We start from the raw sequence: 18,244 nt of genomic DNA, 5'->3' as shown, positions 1-18,244 counted from the left end.
AAAACGGTGCGTCACCGGTACGCACCGTTATCCGTTACACCGGCGGCAGATCGAACAGCAAGATTTCACTCTGTTGCGTGGCGTGAATCGAGAGGGTTGCTTCGTCCCATATCGCCAGCGCATCGCTCTCGCCTGCCGCCTGACCGTTGATTTCCACCTCGCCCCGTACCACCTGAACCCACACGCGACGGCCTGCTGGCACCTGATACTCCGACTGCTCTTGCGCTTTCAGCGCCCAACGCGACAGCGTCATGTCCTGATACACCTTCAGCGAACCGTCACGCGCATCCGGTGACAGCACCAGCTGACGTCCCTGCGGTGCGTCGAATCGTCGTTGTTCGTAACGCGGCGTGATGCCCGCTTTTTCCGGAATGATCCAGATCTGATACAAATGCAGCAGTTCATCCTGACTGGCGTTGTATTCCGAATGGCGGATCCCGGTGCCTGCGCTCATGATCTGAAACTCACCCGCCGGAATCTGCTCCTTGTTTCCCATGCTGTCCTGATGTTCCACCGTGCCGGACAGCACATAGGTCAGAATTTCCATGTCTTTGTGCGGGTGGGTGCCAAACCCTTGTCCGCCTTCAATGCGGTCTTCGTTGATCACGCGTAACGCAGAGAACCCCATAAAGTTGGGATCGTAATAGTCTGCGAAGGAGAAACTGTGCCAGCTATCCAGCCAACCGTGGTTCGCATGCCCACGCGCCTCAGCCTGTCGTAAATAAATCATATCGCCTCCACAAATGTTGTCGTTATGTTAAGTCTACCGGGAGGCGGCGAATAAGAAAGCGCAAAAAACTCATCGCTCAGTTCAAAAAATTTAAAAGAGGTGGGGGGAGCACACCAACCGATTAAGAATAGGCGAGGCGACGCGCAGACTTGCTATTCGGCCCTATCTCGGCTTGGTCTGGATTATGGAACAGGCTATACTGGTTAAAACATCAGCAGGGTAAGGAGCCTATCGCTATGGTAACCAAATTATCCCCTATTGTGTCCGAGTTTGAAACACAGGAACAGGCAGACAGCTACGACAGTTGGTTTCGTACAAAAGTGCAGGCAGCACTAGACGACCCGCGTCCCGGGATTCCACATGATGAAGCCATGGCAACGTTAGATAAGTTGCTGGAAGAAAAACGCGCATTGAGGGAAAAGCGTGCAATGGGTTAAATGGAAAACGTCAGCACTCTACGATCTAGCAGAAATTATTGATTACATTGAACAATACAACACCGTTGCCAGCAGCAAGTTACATCAGCAAATTGTGCATGTCACTGAAAACCTCTCTCAACATCCCTACCTCTATCGCTCCGGCAGAGTTCCTGGTACACGGGAAATCGTCGTTCATCCCAATTACCTTGTTGTTTACACTATTGACGAGTTGCAGATAGAAATTCTGCGAGTGCTTCATGCCAGACAAGAATATCCTTAAAAATAGTTTTTTGGGCAATCATGATTCTGACATGGCAAAAAAAAAGCCAGCACCCGAGCTGGCTAAATAAACACTGGAAGCAATGTGAGCAATGTCGTGCCTTCACAGCGAGACGGTCAGCGCATGAAAAGCGATGCGCGAGTCTCTCTGGAACGCATGCCAATAATAATCATTATCATTCGCGTCTGTAAAGGATTATTTTTCCGCCGCCAACGCGCGTGCTAATAACGTGATCGGGTGCTCACAAGGTTTACTGGTCGACATCTCAACCTGCCATTTGCAGGTTTCGCAGTCAGTGACCACCATATCCACCCCACTCTCCTCTATCTGGCGGAACAGCGGCGCGCCAATTCCCTGCGAAGTGGTGTAGTTTTCCTTTTTAAATCCGTAGGTTCCGGCGATACCGCAGCACTGGGACTCCAGCACCACCAGCTCCAATCCAGGAATACGGCGCAGTAAATCCAGCGTGTAGGAGGTCCAGCCCATTTTCTCCATATGGCACGGCGTGTGATACGCCACGCGCAGCGGCAGCGGATTAAGCGGCAGCGTTTTGCCTTGTTCTAACAGGCGATACAGCTCACGCGTCACCAGCGTGATGCTATCGCGCACTGCATGGTTATCAACCCCCAGTAAATGCGGGTATTCGTCACGCAGCGTCGCCGTACAGCTTGATGACGTCGCCACCACGGTGAGATTTTTACCCTGCACCGCGCCTTCCAGATAGCCCACGTTTTGCTGCGCCTGCTTTCTGGCCTTTGCATGAAAACCGTTAGCAATCAGCGGCACGCCGCAGCACTTCTCTTTTTCCAGCAGTTGCACGCCAATCCCCATCGCATTGAATACGCGGATCAGGTCTTTGCCCAACTGCGGATGGTTGTAGTTAACGTAGCAGCCGTGGAAATACGCGATTTGCTCGCTAAACTGTTTTTGCGCGTCGGCTTGTTGACGATACCAACGGCGGAAAGTGCCGAACGAGTATTTAGGCAGCTGACGTCGATGGTCAATTTTCAGCGCTTTATCCAGCAACTGGCGCACCGGTTTCAGCCCGGTCGCCGCGTTCACCAATGGCGCAAACGGCGTAGATACGGTGCCCATCAGGTCGGTATGACTGAGGATGGTGTCACGCAGCGAAGGACGATGCGGGTTATAGCGTGCTTTGGCGCGCTGAATGATATCGCCAATTTTTACATCCGACGGGCAGGCCACTTCGCAGCGTTTGCAGTTGGTGCAATATTTCAGCGCCTCGTCATACAGCGCCGGATCTTTCAGACGCAGACGTTCGCCGTCCGGCCCAGCCTGCTTCGGCCCCGGATAAAGGGGATTCACCCGGGAAACCGGGCAGTACGTGGTGCACACCGTACACTTGATACAGTTATCAAAGCTGGTGTCATTGAGCAGGCTCATGCGACCTCCCCTTGCAGCAGCGTATCGGCAACCGACAACGCGCTTAATAAAGATACCCCCGCGCCACAGCCCTGCGCCAGAGGGTCAAACCCGGCCAATACCGCGCCAATCGCATAGACGCCGGGCACCGTCACGCCGTTGATACGCGGGCGCAGCGTCTCGTCGGTTTTCACACCGAACAGGCGATACGGCTGAGGTGCCAGCACCTGCTCCCGACTCCAGTCGCTACGATCTGCGGCATAGTGCACATCAAGACCAAATACCGGCTCCACAACCCGATCAAACTCTGCCACCAGCCCGTTGTTAAAGAAGCTGCCGCTGGCAAGCACCACCTGCTGAGCCCGCAGCGGAATATCGACGTGATTACGGGTATAGAGCGCCTTTTCTGTTGCTCCCAGAACGGCACGCTCGACTTTATCGCCCGGCATCACCATACCGCCCAATTGGCGGAAACGGCGTACCATCGCCTGATGCAAGCGCACGCCCGGTAACGACGGCGGGAGCGTTGGCAGCAGACCTACGGGTTTGCCCAAGGCATTTTGCAGCATCGCCACGGCATCCGGCGTATCCAATCCCAGGCAAGCAGGCAAAATGACGGCATCGTGTTGTGTGCTCAGCCGCGTCAACTCCGCCAGCAATGCGCTGGCGTTTTCCGGCAAATCCAGCACGCGAGCGATATTTACCGCACGGAATTCGCTGGGGTTACCGCGCAGACGATCCAACGCGGGCAGGCGTAAATCGGCACTCTTTGCCGCAATGCCCTGCGCTTGCAGCGCATCTGCCACAATAGAGGCCTGGAAATCCAGAAAGCCGTCTATGCCCACAATCAGCGGGGCGCGCCACGCCAGCGGTTTGCCCTGCTCACGCGTGACAATTTCCGGTGGACTCAGCCAGCACGGGCGATATTTGCCGAGCGGCGTCAAGCGCAGATGGTTCTGCTGATGGCTGCCCGTCATGGTCGCGCCACAGCGCGCCAGCAAGGCTTCTGCTTCTGGCACCCAACGGCGTACGGCGGTTTCACCCATCAGGGAATAGGGATGCTCGGGAGCCTGACTTGCCAGCGCTGACAGCGCCTCAAGCGGATGATGAACCGGCTCGCCATCCGGCAGAAAGGACAACAGATCCAGCGATCCCGAAGAAAAATGCAGGGCGCTTTGCCCTGAACTGACAATGGCGCAATGTTTTCCTTGCTCCGCCAAACGAATACCGCAGGTGAGCCCGGCTAACCCGCCACCGATAATGACGACGTCATACCGCATGTTGTTCCTCCTGCTGATCCTCAATACTCAGCCCACACAAGCCCTGATATACCCAACTGGTGAATTCGCTTTCACGCAGTGCGTTACCCCATGCAATGGGGCGAACGCCTTTCCAGCGCTCGTTTAAAAACTGACTCAACTGCGCCAACGCCTGCGGCGGTGTCGATTGCCCCAGCTTGCACAGCAATCCGGCGGCACGGCACGCGCAGAGCTCGCCCTGACAGGTCCCCATCCCGATGCGGGTACGCCGCCGCAGATCGATCAGGTTGTTGACCTTGAGCGCTTCCACCGCATAGCGAACTTCACCCGCGGTCACCGCTTCGCATTCACACACCAGACTGCTGTCGGCATACTCGCCGGACAACACGCGCGCGGCACGGTCGCCATGGCGGTAAATCGCGGAGCCGCGCAGCGGCGCAGAAAACGCGCGCGTACCTGAGGTTGCGGCAGCCGGTTGCTCAGTAGACGCGTTGGCGGAGCCGGGCAGTGGCCGTTCCGCCGTGGTGCAGCGTGCGCTGTGCCCCAGCTTTTCACACACCTTGTCGGTGACCCACTCCGCCATCAGGCGGTACGTCATCAACTTGCCGCCGGTAATGGTGACAAATCCTTCCAGCCCGTCGCGGCTGGCATGGTCAAGCAGCACGATACCGCGACTCACGCTGCGCCCGCTCGGATCGTCATCGCTGGCGACAAGCGGGCGCACGCCCGCATAGGCGCGCAAAATACGCGTCTGCGCCATCGCCGGAGCCAGTTTCGCCCCTTCACGCATCAGGATCTCTACTTCTTGCGGCGTGACGGACATGTTGTCTATCTGGTCATAGTCCACGCGGGTTGAGGTGGTGCCGATCAGTGAAATGGTGTCACCCGGCACCAAAATGTCGGCATCGGCAGGCTTACGGCAGCGGTTAATCACCATATTGTTGATACGGTGGCCCAAAATCAGCAGTGCGCCTTTGGCAGGGAACATGCGCACGCGCAGATCCGCATATTCGGCAATGCGCTGTCCCCAGATGCCAGCGGCGTTGATCACCACTTGCGCATAGAGATCGAGAGTGCGTTGTTGTTTATGGTCGAAAACGCGCACACCGGTAACACGATCGCCCTGACGTATCAGTCCCAGCACTTCGTGATAGGTCAATACTTCCGCCCCGTGTTCGCAGGCATCGACCATATTGGCGGTGGTAAGGCGAAATGGATCAACGGTGCCGTCCGGCACGCGTACCGCGCCAATAAGCTGCGGGTTGGCAGCAGGTTCAAGGCGCAGCGCTTCTTGCGGATCAATCGCCTGCGCATTGATACCCGCCTGCTGACAGGCCGCGATAAACTGGGATTGATAGGCCAGATCGTCTTCGGGCAGCGTCAGGAACAGGCCGTCGGTTGGCTCCACGCAGTGGCGGGCGATACGGCGTAAAATCTGGTTTTCTTCAATGCATTCGCGCGCGGATTCACTGTCGGTTACCGCATAGCGCGAACCGCTGTGCAACAACCCGTGGTTACGACCGGTTGCGCCTGTCGCAATGTCAAAGCGCTCCAGCAACAGGCAACGCAGTCCCCTGAGTGCCAGGTCGCGCAAGGTTCCCGCGCCCGTCGCGCCGCCGCCAATCACGATAACGTCGGTTTCGCGGTAGGCCGTGCTGTTTTCCATGATGGTGTCACCTTTCCGGATCTTCATTAAGGGTATTCAGACACAGAAAAGGAAAAAAATGATTGATAAAGAGCAAATTCGAGCAAAAAACGAAAATAACGAACCGGATATGTAATCGTTTCGCGATAAAAGTCACACCAATATGAGGTCTATAGGGGAGCATTTTGTTAAGCAAAGCACAATAATTGCACGACCGTCATAAAAATGTAACATTTTAGCGGTGGCTCACATTGAAACCCTGCGCCATTTCGCTACCATACGCGCGATTTAGCACAAAATAATTATCGCTTTTAAGCGTATTGGAGAACGTTATGCTGAGTATTTTTAAGCCCGCCCAGCACCAGCCCAGAGTGAGCGACGATCGGGTCGATCCGTTATACCGTCGTCTGCGCTGGCAGATTTTTTTTGGGATCTTTTTCGGTTATGCCGCTTACTATCTGGTCAGAAAAAACTTCGCATTAGCCATGCCGTACCTGATTGAACAGGGGTTCTCTCGCGGCGACCTTGGCTTTGCGTTATCAGGGATTTCTATCGCCTATGGTTTTTCCAAATTTATCATGGGCTCCATCTCCGACCGTTCCAACCCGCGCGTATTCTTGCCCGCAGGGTTGATTCTGGCGGCGGCAGTGATGCTGTTTATGGGCTTTGTGCCTTGGGCAACGTCGAGCATCGCCGTCATGTTTGTACTGCTGTTCCTGTGCGGCTGGTTCCAGGGCATGGGGTGGCCGCCGTGCGGACGTACCATGGTGCACTGGTGGTCGCAGAAAGAGCGCGGCGGTATTGTTTCGGTCTGGAACTGTGCCCACAACGTGGGTGGCGGGATCCCGCCGCTGCTGTTCCTGCTGGGGATGGCCTGGTTCCATGACTGGAGAGCGGCACTCTACATGCCGGCGTTTGGTGCGATCCTGATTGCGGTGTTTGCCTTCGTGATGATGCGCGACACCCCGCAATCCTGCGGCCTGCCCCCGATTGAAGAGTATAAAAATGACTACCCGGTGGATTACACCGAAACCTCAGAGAAGGAACTGACGGCAAAAGAGATCTTCATGCAGTATGTGTTCCCGAACAAGCTGCTGTGGTATATCGCGATTGCCAACGTGTTCGTCTACCTGCTGCGTTACGGTATTCTCGACTGGTCGCCGACCTACCTGAGAGAAGTGAAGCACTTCGCGCTGGACAAGTCCTCCTGGGCGTACTTCTTGTACGAATATGCGGGGATCCCCGGCACGCTGCTGTGCGGTTGGATGTCTGACAAGGTGTTCAAAGGCAACCGTGGTGCCACCGGGGTATTCTTTATGACGCTGGTCACTATCGCGACCGTGGTTTACTGGCTGAACCCGGCGGGCAATCCAGGCGTCGATATGGCCTGCATGATTGTTATCGGCTTCCTGATCTACGGCCCTGTTATGCTGATCGGCCTGCACGCGCTGGAACTGGCACCGAAAAAAGCGGCGGGTACGGCAGCGGGCTTTACCGGCCTGTTCGGTTACCTCGGCGGCTCCGTTGCGGCCAGCGCCATCGTCGGTTATACCGTTGACTTCTTCGGTTGGGACGGCGGCTTTATGGTGATGATCGGCGGCAGCGTCATGGCGGTGGTACTGCTGTTTATCACCATGATCAATGAGAAGAAACATAAGGCAGAAATGGAGAAACGCGCCTAATCGCGAGCGCCTTCTGTCTGCTGGCGGCCTTGGCCGCCAGCAACACCGTTACACCGCAGAGAGAAACAAACGGCGCAACTCGTGCGCCACCGCATCGTCTGCGTTGCTGCCAATGACCTCCAACTGCGGCAGTAAATCTTTCAGACGCTGATGCGCGTTGCGCATAATGCACCCTTTACCGGCCATCGACAGCATTTCAAAATCATTCATCCCATCGCCAAACGCAATGCACGATGTCAGGGTATGCCCCATCAGTTTCGCTACGTGTTCCAACGCATGACCTTTGGATACGCCGCCGGCCATCACTTCCAGACAGCTCAGCGTGGAAAAGCTCACGTTAACCCGATCGCCCCAGCGCGCATTGATCGCCTCTTCCAACGGCAGCAGCTTCTCATGGCTGTCACAGGTAAAGAACACTTTGCTTACGCCGTCAGTGCCGAGCAGACCCGGTTCAAACAGCTTGTATTTGAACACCGACTCCTGAAAAAAGCGTTCCTCTTCCGGACGGGAGCGACTCATAAACCATTCATCATCGCGGTAGACGTGCGTCAGCATCTCCGGGTTGCGGTACACCATGCCGTAGAGATCGTGCGCAATATCCTGATCCAGATTGTGGCTGAAGATCAGCTCGCCCTGCGTGTTGTGCACGCGCGCGCCGTTAGAGGTAATCATAAAGGCACTGATGCCCAGCCCGTCACGAATCTGCGCCACATCCAGATGATGCCGCCCGGTAGCAAACACAAAGTGGATGCCCTGTGCAGTCAGCAGTTTCAGGGTTTCTTTGGCGAACGGAGACAGCGTGTGGTCTGGCGACAGCAGCGTGCCATCTAAATCGGAAGCAACGACGTGATACATAACAGTGAACTCTCACCTCTAAGGGACATGGCGCGGCGTCGGCCGCAACATTTACGGATATTGTGCAAAATGATTGAGAATATGGGTAAACACCTGTGCCCGAATCCCATCTTCTTCAAATAACAGTTCATGGCGGGCACCCGCAATCACCACCGGAACACCGCCAGCGCAGGGGTGTCCGGCCTCAGCCAACGCCTGACAAAAGGCATCCTGACTGTGATTATCCACCACGATATCTTCCTGCGCCTGAAGCAACAGCAAGGGCGTGGTAATGTGCGCCGCCAATGCAATCAGCTCGCGCCCGGCAGCCATCGATTCCCGCATCCAATGATAGGTCGGACCGCCAACGCGCAGGCCGGGTTCGTCGGCATAGGCACGCACGCTGCGACGGTAACGCTCACGGCTGTGCGTTAACACGTTGATCAAATAGGGCAGCGGACGCCATTGCCCGGTGCCGATAGCGTAATAATCGCGAATGCGCGGATGCAGTTCTGCCCAGGCAACAATGCGTGAGGCCAGCCAGCCCGGCATCGGCAATTTAATGCCACACATGGGTGCACACAGCGCCACGGCATCGAATGCGTCCGGCCGACGGGCCAAAAAATGCCCCAGGATCGCGCCGCCCATTGAGTGGGCGAGTGCAAAGCAGCGCTGATAGCGCAAGGGATCGGCGGTTTTCACCGCATCCACCTGGTGCAACCAGAATTGCTCGACGTCGTCTACATAGTCGCCAAAGCGTACCACATGGCCACGATTGCCGTCTTCCAGCATCCGCCCGGAGCGCCCCTGACCGCGATGATCCATGATCAGCACATCATAGCCTGCCTGGAACAAATCGTAGGCGACTTCACCATACTTTACATAGCTTTCAATGCGACCGGGGAACACCACCACCAAACGCGAGTGCTGTGCAGAGGTAAAGCGCACAAAACGGATCGGCACATTGTCAACGCCGGGAAATTCACCCTCCTCACGCTGACGCCAGAAATCCAACAGCGTGCCGGTGACAAAGGCAGAAAACTGGTTTTCTCTGAATAAAAGGCCGGAAATTTCGGGTGACATCGCGTTTCTCCTTGATGCACGGCACCGCGCTAAACACCTGCAACGCAGGGTCCACAAGAGAGTTTTGTGATCGCTGGCACAACAATCAGCAATGGCGTATTGTGGCACATTCGACCGCAATGTTTAACCACGTAACGCATCGGCAAACAATACCGCATCCGTTGCATGCGATCGCAAACAATGCCAACGCAACAACCTGCAATCAGGAAGCAGCTATGACCCTCGACTGGTGGTTAACCTATCTACTCACAACGCTTATTCTCAGCCTTTCTCCGGGGTCGGGGGCTATCAACACCATGAGCACCGCCATCAGCCACGGCTATCGCGGGGCGGCGGCGTCTATCGCCGGGCTGCAAGTCGGGCTGGCTATCCATATCGTATTAGTGGGTATCGGTCTCGGCGCGCTGCTGTCGCAATCGCTGCTGGCTTTTGACATTCTGAAGTGGCTTGGTGCTGCTTATCTGATCTGGCTCGGCATCCAGCAGTGGCGCGCGGCAGGTTCACTCGATCTGCATGCGCTGGCGGGCACCCTGCCACGCCGCCAGCTGTTTCGTCGCGCCGTTCTGGTCAACCTCACCAACCCGAAAAGCATCGTTTTTCTGGCAGCGCTGTTCCCGCAGTTTATCGTGCCACACCAGCCGCAAGTCGCTCAGTATCTGATTTTGGGGGTGACCACCGTGGCGGTCGATATTGTGGTGATGATAGGCTACGCCACGCTCGCCACTCGCATTGCGGTATGGCTGAAAGGACCGCGCCAAATTCGCCTGCTTAACCGGCTGTTTGGCTCGTTGTTTATGCTGGTTGGCGCGCTACTGGCAACGGCGCGTAAAGTGTAATCAGTGACTCGCCGCCAACGGCGGCGAGGATAAAACAGCGAGAGGGCTACGCCACTCGCTTAGCGCGAAATAATCAGATGTAGCCCAAAGCCGGTAAACAGCACGCCAGCCAGACCATCGATCCATTTTGCCAAACGCTGATAGCCGCGACGCATCGCAGGCAGAGCGAACACCAGAGCTACCAGGCTAAACCACAGCAGCGTTTCCAGTGAGATCAACGCAAACAGCCCCCAGCGCGCACCGGTGCCAACGCTGTCGCCCACAAACAGAGAGAACACGCTGCCGAAATAGATCAGCGCTTTCGGATTGGCGAGATTGGTCAGCAGACCGCGCATAAAGGTTTTCCCCTTTGAAGGCAGTTCTACGGTTTCAACCGTTTGCTGTTCCCCTTTGCGGCGCGCCGCGCGCAACATGTTCCACCCCATCCAGCACAGATACAATCCGCCGCCAATGGTGATGACATCGTGCAACCATGCCATTTTTTGCAGTAACAGGTGCAAACCCATCAACGCAATCGCAGCCCACACCATCACGCCGAGAGAGATCCCCAGCACGCCCATCATGGCTTCTTTGCGCGAGCGGCTTGCCGCCGTCTGGGAAACAAAAAAGAAATCCGGTCCCGGGCTCATCAACGCCACGAAATGCACCATCGCCACGGTCAAAAACAACATCATAATATTTTCCTTTGTTACTACAGCGTCACGAAATTCAAACCCGATCAGCGCACGTCGTCATCATCGTCCAGATGCTCACGGATCAGCGACATAAATGGCGTACCGAATCGCTCCAGTTTACGCTGCCCGACGCCGTTAATCGTCAGCAATTCGCTTGCGGTCACCGGCAAGCGATCGGCCATTTCCAGCAGCGTGGCATCACTGAATACCACGTAAGGCGGGATATCGCCCTCATCAGCAATGGCTTTGCGTAATTTGCGCAGTTTGGCAAACAATTTGCGATCGTAAAGCCCGGTATACGATTTTTGGTTCGCCTTGGGTTTCAAGTTGATCACGCGCGGCACCGCCAACTGCAAAGGAATCTCACCGCGCAACACTGGACGAGCCGATTCGGTAAGCTGCACCGCCGAGTGCAATGCAATATTTTGCGTGAGGAACCCCAGGTGAATCAGTTGGCGCAGCACGCTGACCCAATGCTCATGGGATTGCTCACGACCAATGCCATACACCGGCAGCTTGTCGTGTCCCCATTCGCGAATACGCTGGTTATTAGCCCCGCGCAGCACCTCTACCACATAGCCCAGGCCAAAGCGTTGCCCCACGCGATACACGCAGGAGAGCGCCTTTTGCGCATCCACCAGCCCATCATAACGCTTAGGTGGATCGAGGCAAATGTCACAGTTGCCGCAGGGGGCATGCCGCCCTTCGCCAAAATAGTTGAGCAGCACCAGACGGCGGCAGGTTTGCGCCTCAGCGAACGCACCCATCGCGTTCAACTTGTGTCGCTCAATCTCTTGCTGCGCGCCCGGCGGTTTTTCCTCAAGGCAGCGGCGCAGCCACGCCATATCCGCCGGATCGTAAAACAGCGCGGCCTCCGCAGGCAGGCCATCACGCCCGGCGCGTCCGGTCTCCTGATAATAGGATTCGATAGTGCGCGGAATATCAAAGTGCACCACAAAGCGCACGTTGGGTTTGTTGATACCCATCCCGAAAGCGACGGTAGCCACCACCACTTGCAAATCGTCACGCAGGAAGGCTTCCTGCACCTGAGCGCGCCGTTCGTTGTCCAGCCCGGCATGATAGGCCGCCACGCTGAGACCACGGTTTTGCAAACGGGCGCTGATGTCTTCCACCTTCGCCCGGCTGTTGCAATAAATAATGCCGCTTTTACCGCGTTGACCCTGCACAAACATCCACAGTTGATCGAGCGGTTTGAATTTTTCCACCAGCGTGTAGCGGATATTGGGTCTGTCGAAGCTGCTCAGATGAATATGCGGTTCGCGCAGATCGAGCAGGCGCACGATATCACTGCGCGTAGCGTCGTCGGCGGTGGCCGTCAAGGCAACCACTGGCAGCGTGGGGAAACGCTGCTTGATTTGCCCAAGGGCACGGTATTCCGGGCGGAAATCATGTCCCCACTGGGAGATACAGTGCGCTTCATCGATGGCAATTAGTGCCGGATTCCACTGGACAAGTTGGTCAAAGAAGCTGTCCGTGGTTAAACGCTCCGGCGCAATATACAGCAACTTGATCTCGCCGCTGCGACAGCGGGTCATCACGTCCCACTGCTGTTCACGGGTCTGGGTCGAGTTCAGACAGGCGGCACTCACGCCGTAGGCAAGAAGCTGATCCACCTGGTCTTTCATCAAAGAGATCAGCGGAGACACCACCAGCGTCAGGCCATCCAGCACCAATGCAGGGATCTGGTAGCACAGCGATTTCCCGCCCCCGGTCGGCATAATCACCAGACAATCCTGACCGTTGACGGCAGCCTGAATGACCGCATCCTGACCGGGACGGAATTGCTGATAACCGAACGTATCGCGTAGAACCTGAGCCGCTAACGCTTCCTTATTTAACACTTCCGCCGTAGACACGCGTTCCCCGATCCCCTTTGCGCCACATCGACCCGTGGTCGATAAAACCAAACAGGCGCTATTTTCAGCGCCTGTGATAAAAACTGCAATCTTTTGACCACGAGAATTATTTTTTCTGAAAACGCGCCTCAAAAGATATCGTTCAACATCACCCCCACGCCGTAGCGTGTCTGCCTGTGGTTGTAGTCGATCATCGACTCGCCGTAGCCGCTAAACACCTTAGTATAGAAGCGTACATGCTTGGTTATCGGATAGCTCCACCCCAACTCGGCGTTGCCGTAACCGCTGTTCCAGTTGTAATGCCCTGCGACGCTGAAAATGCTGTCGCCCCAGACGTAGCCGACACGAACCCGATAATACCCCAGATACTTGGTGATATCCGGGTTGTCATCCTTGCGGTCAGGGATCAGGAACCAGGGTTTGAGATCCACCTTCCAGTTGCCGTTTTGCGCCATCAGGCGCATATAGGCGCGATCCCAACTGCGCGAGGTTGGATCCGCTTTGCCGTTCGATTGGTGATTCAGCCCCACTTCCACATCGCGCAATGTCCATCCGCCCAGACTGTAGTCGGTCGCCCAGCCAAGAAATAGCTGTGGTTCATAGTTGGTTTCACGAAACGGAGAGGATTCATCGGCATTCGACATCTGCCACCAGGATTGCTGGGTATAAGAGACCCCCAACAGCGAATTGTCGCCCATGATGCCACGCCAGATGGGAAAGGCCAGACTAAGCTGGAAATTCACTTCATCTTTGCGCGCCTCGTTAGCCCAGTCGTAACTGCTGATCGCCTGCTTGTTGATGTTGGTGGTGTAGGTATAAAGCAGGTAGTTGCTTTCGTAAGGATAAAGGATAAAAGGGTTATCATGGTCTTGCAGCAAATTGGCAATAATGCTGCCACGCACTGCGGGCCTGTCGTGTACAACCTGAACCTTTGCTTCTTCTGCCTGAACTTGTGCCGCCAACAAGAGCGCCACTACGCCCGCAATTTTGCGCATACGGTATCTCCGACCAACATGAAAGTAAGGAAAAATGATATACCTGCTCGTTATTATTCTAGCTTCATAATCTGTACTTGAATCATCCACTTCCTAGTTATTCATGCTTTTCTGAAAAGAAACAAAAACACCTCACAAAATAAACAAAAAATTAACGTTACACTATCCTTATTCTCTGTTCCGATCTTTTTTGAGGGCCGCTCGCTATGTCACTACCGCTTGTACAGCAGGATGACACGCTTCCCCCTGATGCGATGTTACCGCAGGAGAGCGTTCGCCAACGCGTCAGCGACATCTTCATCTACCAGATGCCGTTCAATCGGGAACTGGGGCTCGAGCTGCGTGAGTTTGAGGCCGACCATGCCATTCTGGTGTTCGATCGTCAGGAGCGATTGGTCGGCAATGCGCTGCAAAAAATTCTCCACGGCGGTGTGATCGCCGCCGGTCTGGATGTGGCGGCCGGACTGGTCTGTGTCGGCAGCGCGCTGTTACGCCACCCCAGCATCAGCGCTCAGGAATTTCATCAGCGGCTGGCACGCATGGGCACTATCGATCTGCGCGTGGACTATTTGCGTCCGGGCCGCGGCGAGCACTTTACCCTGACCAGCACGCTGCTGCGTGGCGGCAATAAAATCGCTGTGGCACGCGCCGAGTTGCACAACGAATCACAGGTACATATCGCCACCGCTACCGCCACTTATATCGTCGGATAACGGCGAACTATTCGCACGGTAACGATATAAAAAAACGGATAATCCGAATTTACCCAAACGAAGCACCAAAACGGGACGAGAAGATGAAAGTCACTGTGGTTTCGCGTACAGTACTCCCTCTTCAGTCCGTTGAGTAAGCCTTCCACATGAATGAACAGCAATCACGCCAGGGTGTATTATTCGCTCTTGGCGCCTATTTCATTTGGGGCATCGCACCCGTCTACTTCAAGCTGATTGGCGCGGTGCCTGCCACAGAAATCCTTACGCACCGGATTATCTGGTCGTTTCTCTTCATGCTGGTTTTGGTGAGCGTCAGCCGCAAATGGCGTCAGGTACAGCACGTTATGGGGTCACCCAAAACGCTGATGTTGCTGGCGCTGACCGCCGTGCTGGTGGGCGGCAACTGGCTGCTCTACATTTGGGCGGTAAACCACAATCATATTCTGGAAGCCAGCCTGGGCTATTTTATCAACCCACTGGTTAACGTGATGCTGGGAATGATTTTTCTCGGTGAGCGTTTCCGCCGCCTGCAATGGTGTGCGGTATTGTTGGCGTTCAGCGGCGTTCTGATTCAGCTTTGGCAGTTTGGCTCGGTACCGGTGATTGCTCTGGCGCTGGCCTTTAGCTTCGCTATCTATGGCCTATTGCGCAAGAAACTCGGCGTAGACGGCCAGACCGGCATGCTGATTGAAACCCTGTGGCTGCTGCCTGCGGCAATTATCTATCTGTTTTTTATCGCCGACACACCGAGCAGCCACCTTGGTAATAACAGTACGACGCTCAATCTGCTGTTGGTGAGCGCAGGCATCGTGACCACCGTACCGCTGCTGTTTTTCACCGCCGCTGCAATGAGAATGCGCCTGTCCACGCTCGGGTTCTTTCAGTACCTCGGCCCGACGCTGATGTTTATTATCGCGGTTACGCTCTATGGTGAACCGCTCGGCAGCGACAAAATGGTCGCATTCGGTTTTATCTGGGCGGCGCTGGCGCTGTTTATCATTGATGCCCTCATCGCCCAGCATAAATTACGTCGCGTTCAGCGCCGTGTGGCGTGAGATGTAGCGTGACAGCACCGGGCTAAACAGCAGCGTCGAAAACAGCCGCAGGGTTTGCATCGCAATCACGAAGGCCATATCGACGTTGCTGCCCGCCGCAATGACGGCAATGGAGTCCAACCCGCCGGGGCTGGTCGCCAGATAGGCGGTAAGAATATCCACCGGCAGCAACAGCGTTACCCCGTAAGCCATCCCTCCGCACAGCACCATCAGGCCGACAATCGAGGCCATCATGTGCGGCAAGGTACGGATTGCCAGCAGGAAGATCGGGCGGGTAAAGCTTAAGCCGACACTCCAACCGATAAACGCATAGGCCAAGGCAAGTATCCACTCCGGCGTTTGCAGCATCAGCGTGCCGGTAGAGTGCAGCGCGGCCCCGAGGATCATCGGCCCCAGCAGCGCGCCGGACGGCAGGCGCAGCCAGCGCCCCAACAGCACGCCGCAACATGCCACGCCGAGCGTGGCAAAAAAACGCCAGTCGAGCGCCGGAAACCAGATCAGTGCGGCGGTGTTATGTGCTGCCGTTTCACCCAGGCTCAAGCGCGCCACAAACGCGGCGGCAGCCGTCACCATCAGCACGCGCAGGTATTGCATAAACGCCACCAGACGTACATCGGCACCAAATTCGCTCGACATGGCGACCATGGCCGAGGCTCCGCCGGGTGACGCGCCCCAGGCCCCGGTGGTGCCGGGTAAGGCGCTGAATTTGACCAGTAACCAGCCAGAAAAACCGCTGGCGGCAAGGGTCGCTACCAGAATGCCCAACACTAACGGCCATTCCTGCAACAGCGGACTCAAAATAGAGAGGGAGAGGCTTTGCGCCACCAGACAGCCAAGGATGGCATTGGCGGCCCAAAAATAAGCGGGAGGCATGCGGATCGTCGCCCCTTTCAACCCCATGACGACGCCAACCATCATCGGCCCTAACAGAAACGCAGCCGGAACATGGAACCACTGCAATACCAACCCCAGCAGCAGAGAAGCAACCAGCAGCACTCCCCACTGCGCCAAGGGCGAAACCCTTCCCATAGCGACAACCTGATATGACAAAACCTGTAGAGGTTTCATTCTAAACAGAAGGGGGACTCATGAATATGGAAATGATCGTATACCCGTCATACTTCAAGCTGCCTGTGCGTTGGCTGCACTCGTTCATGCAACTCGAATTATTTAGGGTATAGAAGCCGAAAATGAGCGCGTTCCCGGCTTGCGCCGGGAAGCATAGGGATATTGTTACAGCCAGTTTTTGCGCTTGAAGTAGAGGTACGGTGCCAATCCAGCCAGGATCATCAGCACGATGGCCCCCGGATAACCAAACGACCAGTGCAGTTCCGGCATAAACTCAAAGTTCATGCCGTAGCTGGACGCCACCAGCGTCGGTGGCAGGAACACCACGGATACCACCGAGAAGATCTTGATAATGCGGCTCTGCTCGATATTGATAAAGCCCATCGCCGCCTGCATCAGGAAGTTGACCTTCTGAAACAGGGATTCATTGTGCGGCAACAGGGATTCGATATCGCGCAGGATCTCACGCGCCTGCTCCAATTGCCCGCTCGGCAAGCGCGCACGGCGCACCAGGAAATTCAACGCACGCTGGGTATCCATCAAACACAGGCGCACCTTCCAACCCACGTCTTCTAATTCCGCCAGCGTCGACAGCGCCTCGTCGTACTCTTCACCCTGACGCCCTTCCATGATCACGCGGCTCAACGATTCCAGATCGCTGTAGATGTTTTCAATTTCATCAGCCAGCTGTTCAATCTTGGTTTCAAACAGATCGAGCAACAGTTCGTAGGCGTTACCGTCCACCAGCGTCTGGTTGCGCGCGCGCATCCGGTACAGACGAAAGGCCGGTAACTCGCGCTCACGCAGCGTATACAAACGTCCGTCGCGAATGGTGAATGCCACGGTGGAGTTTCCAGCGTGATCGTCCGCGTCTTCGAAGAAGAAAAAGGAGTGGATATGCAGGCCGTCTTCGTCTTCGAAGAAACGAGCCGATGCTTCGATATCTTCCAGTTCAGGGCGCGTTGCCAGGCTCTGCCCCAACCGGTTTTGCACCAGCTCACGCTCTTCATCTTCAGGCTCGACCAAATCCACCCACACGGAGGCGGCGATATCATCGGTGTCGTCCAGTTCCAGACGGGATAAACGGCAGTTATCCAGTTTAAATGCGCTCAGCATAGGCCATGTGCTCCTAGTGCGGTAACAGAGAAAGACGGACGCGATGAAGCACAGAAACGGTGATGACAGGGCACCAACAGGTTTCGAACCGACGGTGCTGACTCAATTTGATGACGGAGGGATACAACATCACCGATAACCACCAGGGCTACCGATATCACAGCGGGAAGCCTTAGGAATGGTTAGTAATCAATTGATTAATGAGCCAGTATCGACTGGGTGTGTCCAAGGCGGGGTCCTCCGGGAATAATGATGGGCGCATGTTACGCCGAGATGAAAAAGGCTGTCAACTTTTAAACTGTGACAGTTAAAAGATGCACGAATTGTTCAATTCTGCGTCGAACGATAAGCACGAGCGGCGGAGGTGATTTTCCCGCGCCGCCTTAATGCCGTTTAGCGCTCATCGTCAGGCAGATAGGCAATCGCCCGTACCGGAAAGCCCGGCGCACCGGCAAAATTGGGAAAGCTGACCTGAAGATATGCACCCACCGCAGGCACCTGATCCAGATTGTTCATCACCTCGACCTGCCAGGCATCGCGATCGAGCACATAGAATTCGCCAATCAGGCCATCTTCCGTGAAATGCGACAATTTT

General features: G+C 55.7%; 18 protein-coding genes. 6 read left to right on the top strand and 12 right to left on the bottom strand.

Annotated features, from left to right (window positions below; all coding sequences use genetic code 11):
* Positions 1-34: 34 nt before the first annotated feature.
* A complete protein-coding gene (locus J5069_RS20455; protein WP_264645588.1) occupies positions 35-730 on the bottom strand; it encodes a pirin family protein in 696 nt (231 codons plus the stop codon).
* Between the two features lie 236 nt (positions 731-966).
* On the opposite strand from J5069_RS20455, the gene J5069_RS20450 reads away from it, so the two are divergent.
* The gene (locus J5069_RS20450) at positions 967-1,167 is read left to right on the top strand and encodes a stability determinant (RefSeq protein ID WP_264645587.1); all 201 of its coding nucleotides are present in this window, start codon (positions 967-969) and stop codon (positions 1,165-1,167) included.
* Positions 1,154-1,429, top strand: coding sequence for a type II toxin-antitoxin system RelE/ParE family toxin (locus J5069_RS20445; protein ID WP_264645586.1), 276 nt, complete (start codon positions 1,154-1,156; stop codon positions 1,427-1,429). Before J5069_RS20450 ends, J5069_RS20445 begins: the two co-directional genes overlap by 14 nt.
* A gap of 195 nt (positions 1,430-1,624) precedes the next feature.
* Here J5069_RS20445 and glpC read toward each other — a convergent pair whose 3' ends face one another.
* The 3 genes from glpC to glpA are packed head-to-tail and all read right to left on the bottom strand — an operon-like array spanning position 1,625 to position 5,737.
* A complete protein-coding gene (gene glpC / locus J5069_RS20440) occupies positions 1,625-2,833 on the bottom strand; it encodes an anaerobic glycerol-3-phosphate dehydrogenase subunit GlpC (RefSeq protein WP_264645585.1) in 1,209 nt (402 codons plus the stop codon).
* Entirely contained in the window at positions 2,830-4,092 is a 1,263-nt protein-coding gene (glpB, locus tag J5069_RS20435; RefSeq protein ID WP_264645584.1) for a glycerol-3-phosphate dehydrogenase subunit GlpB, read from the bottom strand. Before glpB ends, glpC begins: the two co-directional genes overlap by 4 nt.
* The gene (gene glpA, locus J5069_RS20430; RefSeq protein WP_264645583.1) at positions 4,082-5,737 is read right to left on the bottom strand and encodes an anaerobic glycerol-3-phosphate dehydrogenase subunit A; all 1,656 of its coding nucleotides are present in this window, start codon (positions 5,735-5,737) and stop codon (positions 4,082-4,084) included. The genes glpB and glpA overlap by 11 nt, the downstream gene beginning before the upstream one ends.
* Positions 5,738-6,048: 311 nt before the next feature.
* Between glpA and glpT the strand changes: the two genes are divergently transcribed.
* On the top strand, positions 6,049-7,398 hold the full coding sequence (glpT, locus tag J5069_RS20425) for a glycerol-3-phosphate transporter (RefSeq protein WP_264645582.1): 1,350 nt from the start codon (positions 6,049-6,051) through the stop codon (positions 7,396-7,398).
* A 48-nt stretch (positions 7,399-7,446) separates the two neighbouring features.
* Here the strand turns inward: glpT and yigL are convergent, their stop codons facing one another.
* The gene (gene yigL, locus J5069_RS20420; protein WP_264645581.1) at positions 7,447-8,253 is read right to left on the bottom strand and encodes a sugar/pyridoxal phosphate phosphatase YigL; all 807 of its coding nucleotides are present in this window, start codon (positions 8,251-8,253) and stop codon (positions 7,447-7,449) included.
* A 51-nt stretch (positions 8,254-8,304) separates the two neighbouring features.
* Positions 8,305-9,315 (bottom strand): lysophospholipase L2, encoded by a 1,011-nt coding sequence (gene pldB, locus J5069_RS20415; protein WP_264645580.1) that lies wholly within the window; start codon positions 9,313-9,315, stop codon positions 8,305-8,307.
* Between the two features lie 215 nt (positions 9,316-9,530).
* Between pldB and rhtB the strand changes: the two genes are divergently transcribed.
* The gene (gene rhtB, locus J5069_RS20410) at positions 9,531-10,151 is read left to right on the top strand and encodes a homoserine/homoserine lactone efflux protein (protein WP_222158854.1); all 621 of its coding nucleotides are present in this window, start codon (positions 9,531-9,533) and stop codon (positions 10,149-10,151) included.
* Positions 10,152-10,210: 59 nt separating this feature from the next.
* Here the strand turns inward: rhtB and rhtC are convergent, their stop codons facing one another.
* From rhtC to pldA, 3 genes are all read right to left on the bottom strand, one after another.
* Positions 10,211-10,828: a threonine export protein RhtC gene (gene rhtC, locus J5069_RS20405; RefSeq protein WP_264645727.1), complete on the bottom strand. Its 618-nt coding sequence runs from the start codon at positions 10,826-10,828 to the stop codon at positions 10,211-10,213.
* A gap of 41 nt (positions 10,829-10,869) precedes the next feature.
* Positions 10,870-12,702, bottom strand: a complete 1,833-nt coding sequence (gene recQ, locus J5069_RS20400) for an ATP-dependent DNA helicase RecQ (protein ID WP_264645579.1) — start codon at positions 12,700-12,702, stop codon at positions 10,870-10,872.
* A gap of 128 nt (positions 12,703-12,830) precedes the next feature.
* Complete coding sequence (pldA, locus tag J5069_RS20395; protein WP_264645578.1) at positions 12,831-13,697, bottom strand: phospholipase A; 867 nt, start codon at positions 13,695-13,697, stop codon at positions 12,831-12,833.
* Positions 13,698-13,903: 206 nt separating this feature from the next.
* Here pldA and J5069_RS20390 point away from each other — a divergent pair, with 206 nt between their 5' ends.
* Complete coding sequence (locus tag J5069_RS20390) at positions 13,904-14,410, top strand: thioesterase family protein (RefSeq protein ID WP_319801691.1); 507 nt, start codon at positions 13,904-13,906, stop codon at positions 14,408-14,410.
* A 146-nt stretch (positions 14,411-14,556) separates the two neighbouring features.
* On the top strand, positions 14,557-15,465 hold the full coding sequence (gene rarD, locus J5069_RS20385) for an EamA family transporter RarD (protein WP_264645577.1): 909 nt from the start codon (positions 14,557-14,559) through the stop codon (positions 15,463-15,465).
* Here the strand turns inward: rarD and J5069_RS20380 are convergent.
* The 3 genes from J5069_RS20380 to J5069_RS20370 form a co-directional block, all read right to left on the bottom strand.
* A complete protein-coding gene (locus J5069_RS20380; protein WP_264645576.1) occupies positions 15,436-16,494 on the bottom strand; it encodes an AbrB family transcriptional regulator in 1,059 nt (352 codons plus the stop codon). The two genes, rarD and J5069_RS20380, sit on opposite strands and share 30 nt — an antisense overlap.
* A 204-nt stretch (positions 16,495-16,698) precedes the next feature.
* Positions 16,699-17,649 (bottom strand): magnesium/cobalt transporter CorA, encoded by a 951-nt coding sequence (corA, locus tag J5069_RS20375; protein WP_195314450.1) that lies wholly within the window; start codon positions 17,647-17,649, stop codon positions 16,699-16,701.
* Positions 17,650-18,042: 393 nt separating this feature from the next.
* Positions 18,043-18,240 carry a hypothetical protein gene (locus tag J5069_RS20370; RefSeq protein ID WP_264645575.1) on the bottom strand — a complete coding sequence of 66 codons (198 nt, stop codon included), beginning with the start codon at positions 18,238-18,240 and terminating at the stop codon, positions 18,043-18,045.
* Between the last annotated feature and the right edge of the window lie 4 nt (positions 18,241-18,244).

It is taken from the genome of Candidatus Symbiopectobacterium sp. NZEC127 (genome assembly GCF_025962675.1).
In the GTDB taxonomy this organism is placed as follows: domain Bacteria; phylum Pseudomonadota; class Gammaproteobacteria; order Enterobacterales; family Enterobacteriaceae; genus Symbiopectobacterium.
The sequence above is the reverse complement of the archived record's forward strand: the minus strand, read 5'-3'. Positions and strand labels throughout refer to the sequence as shown.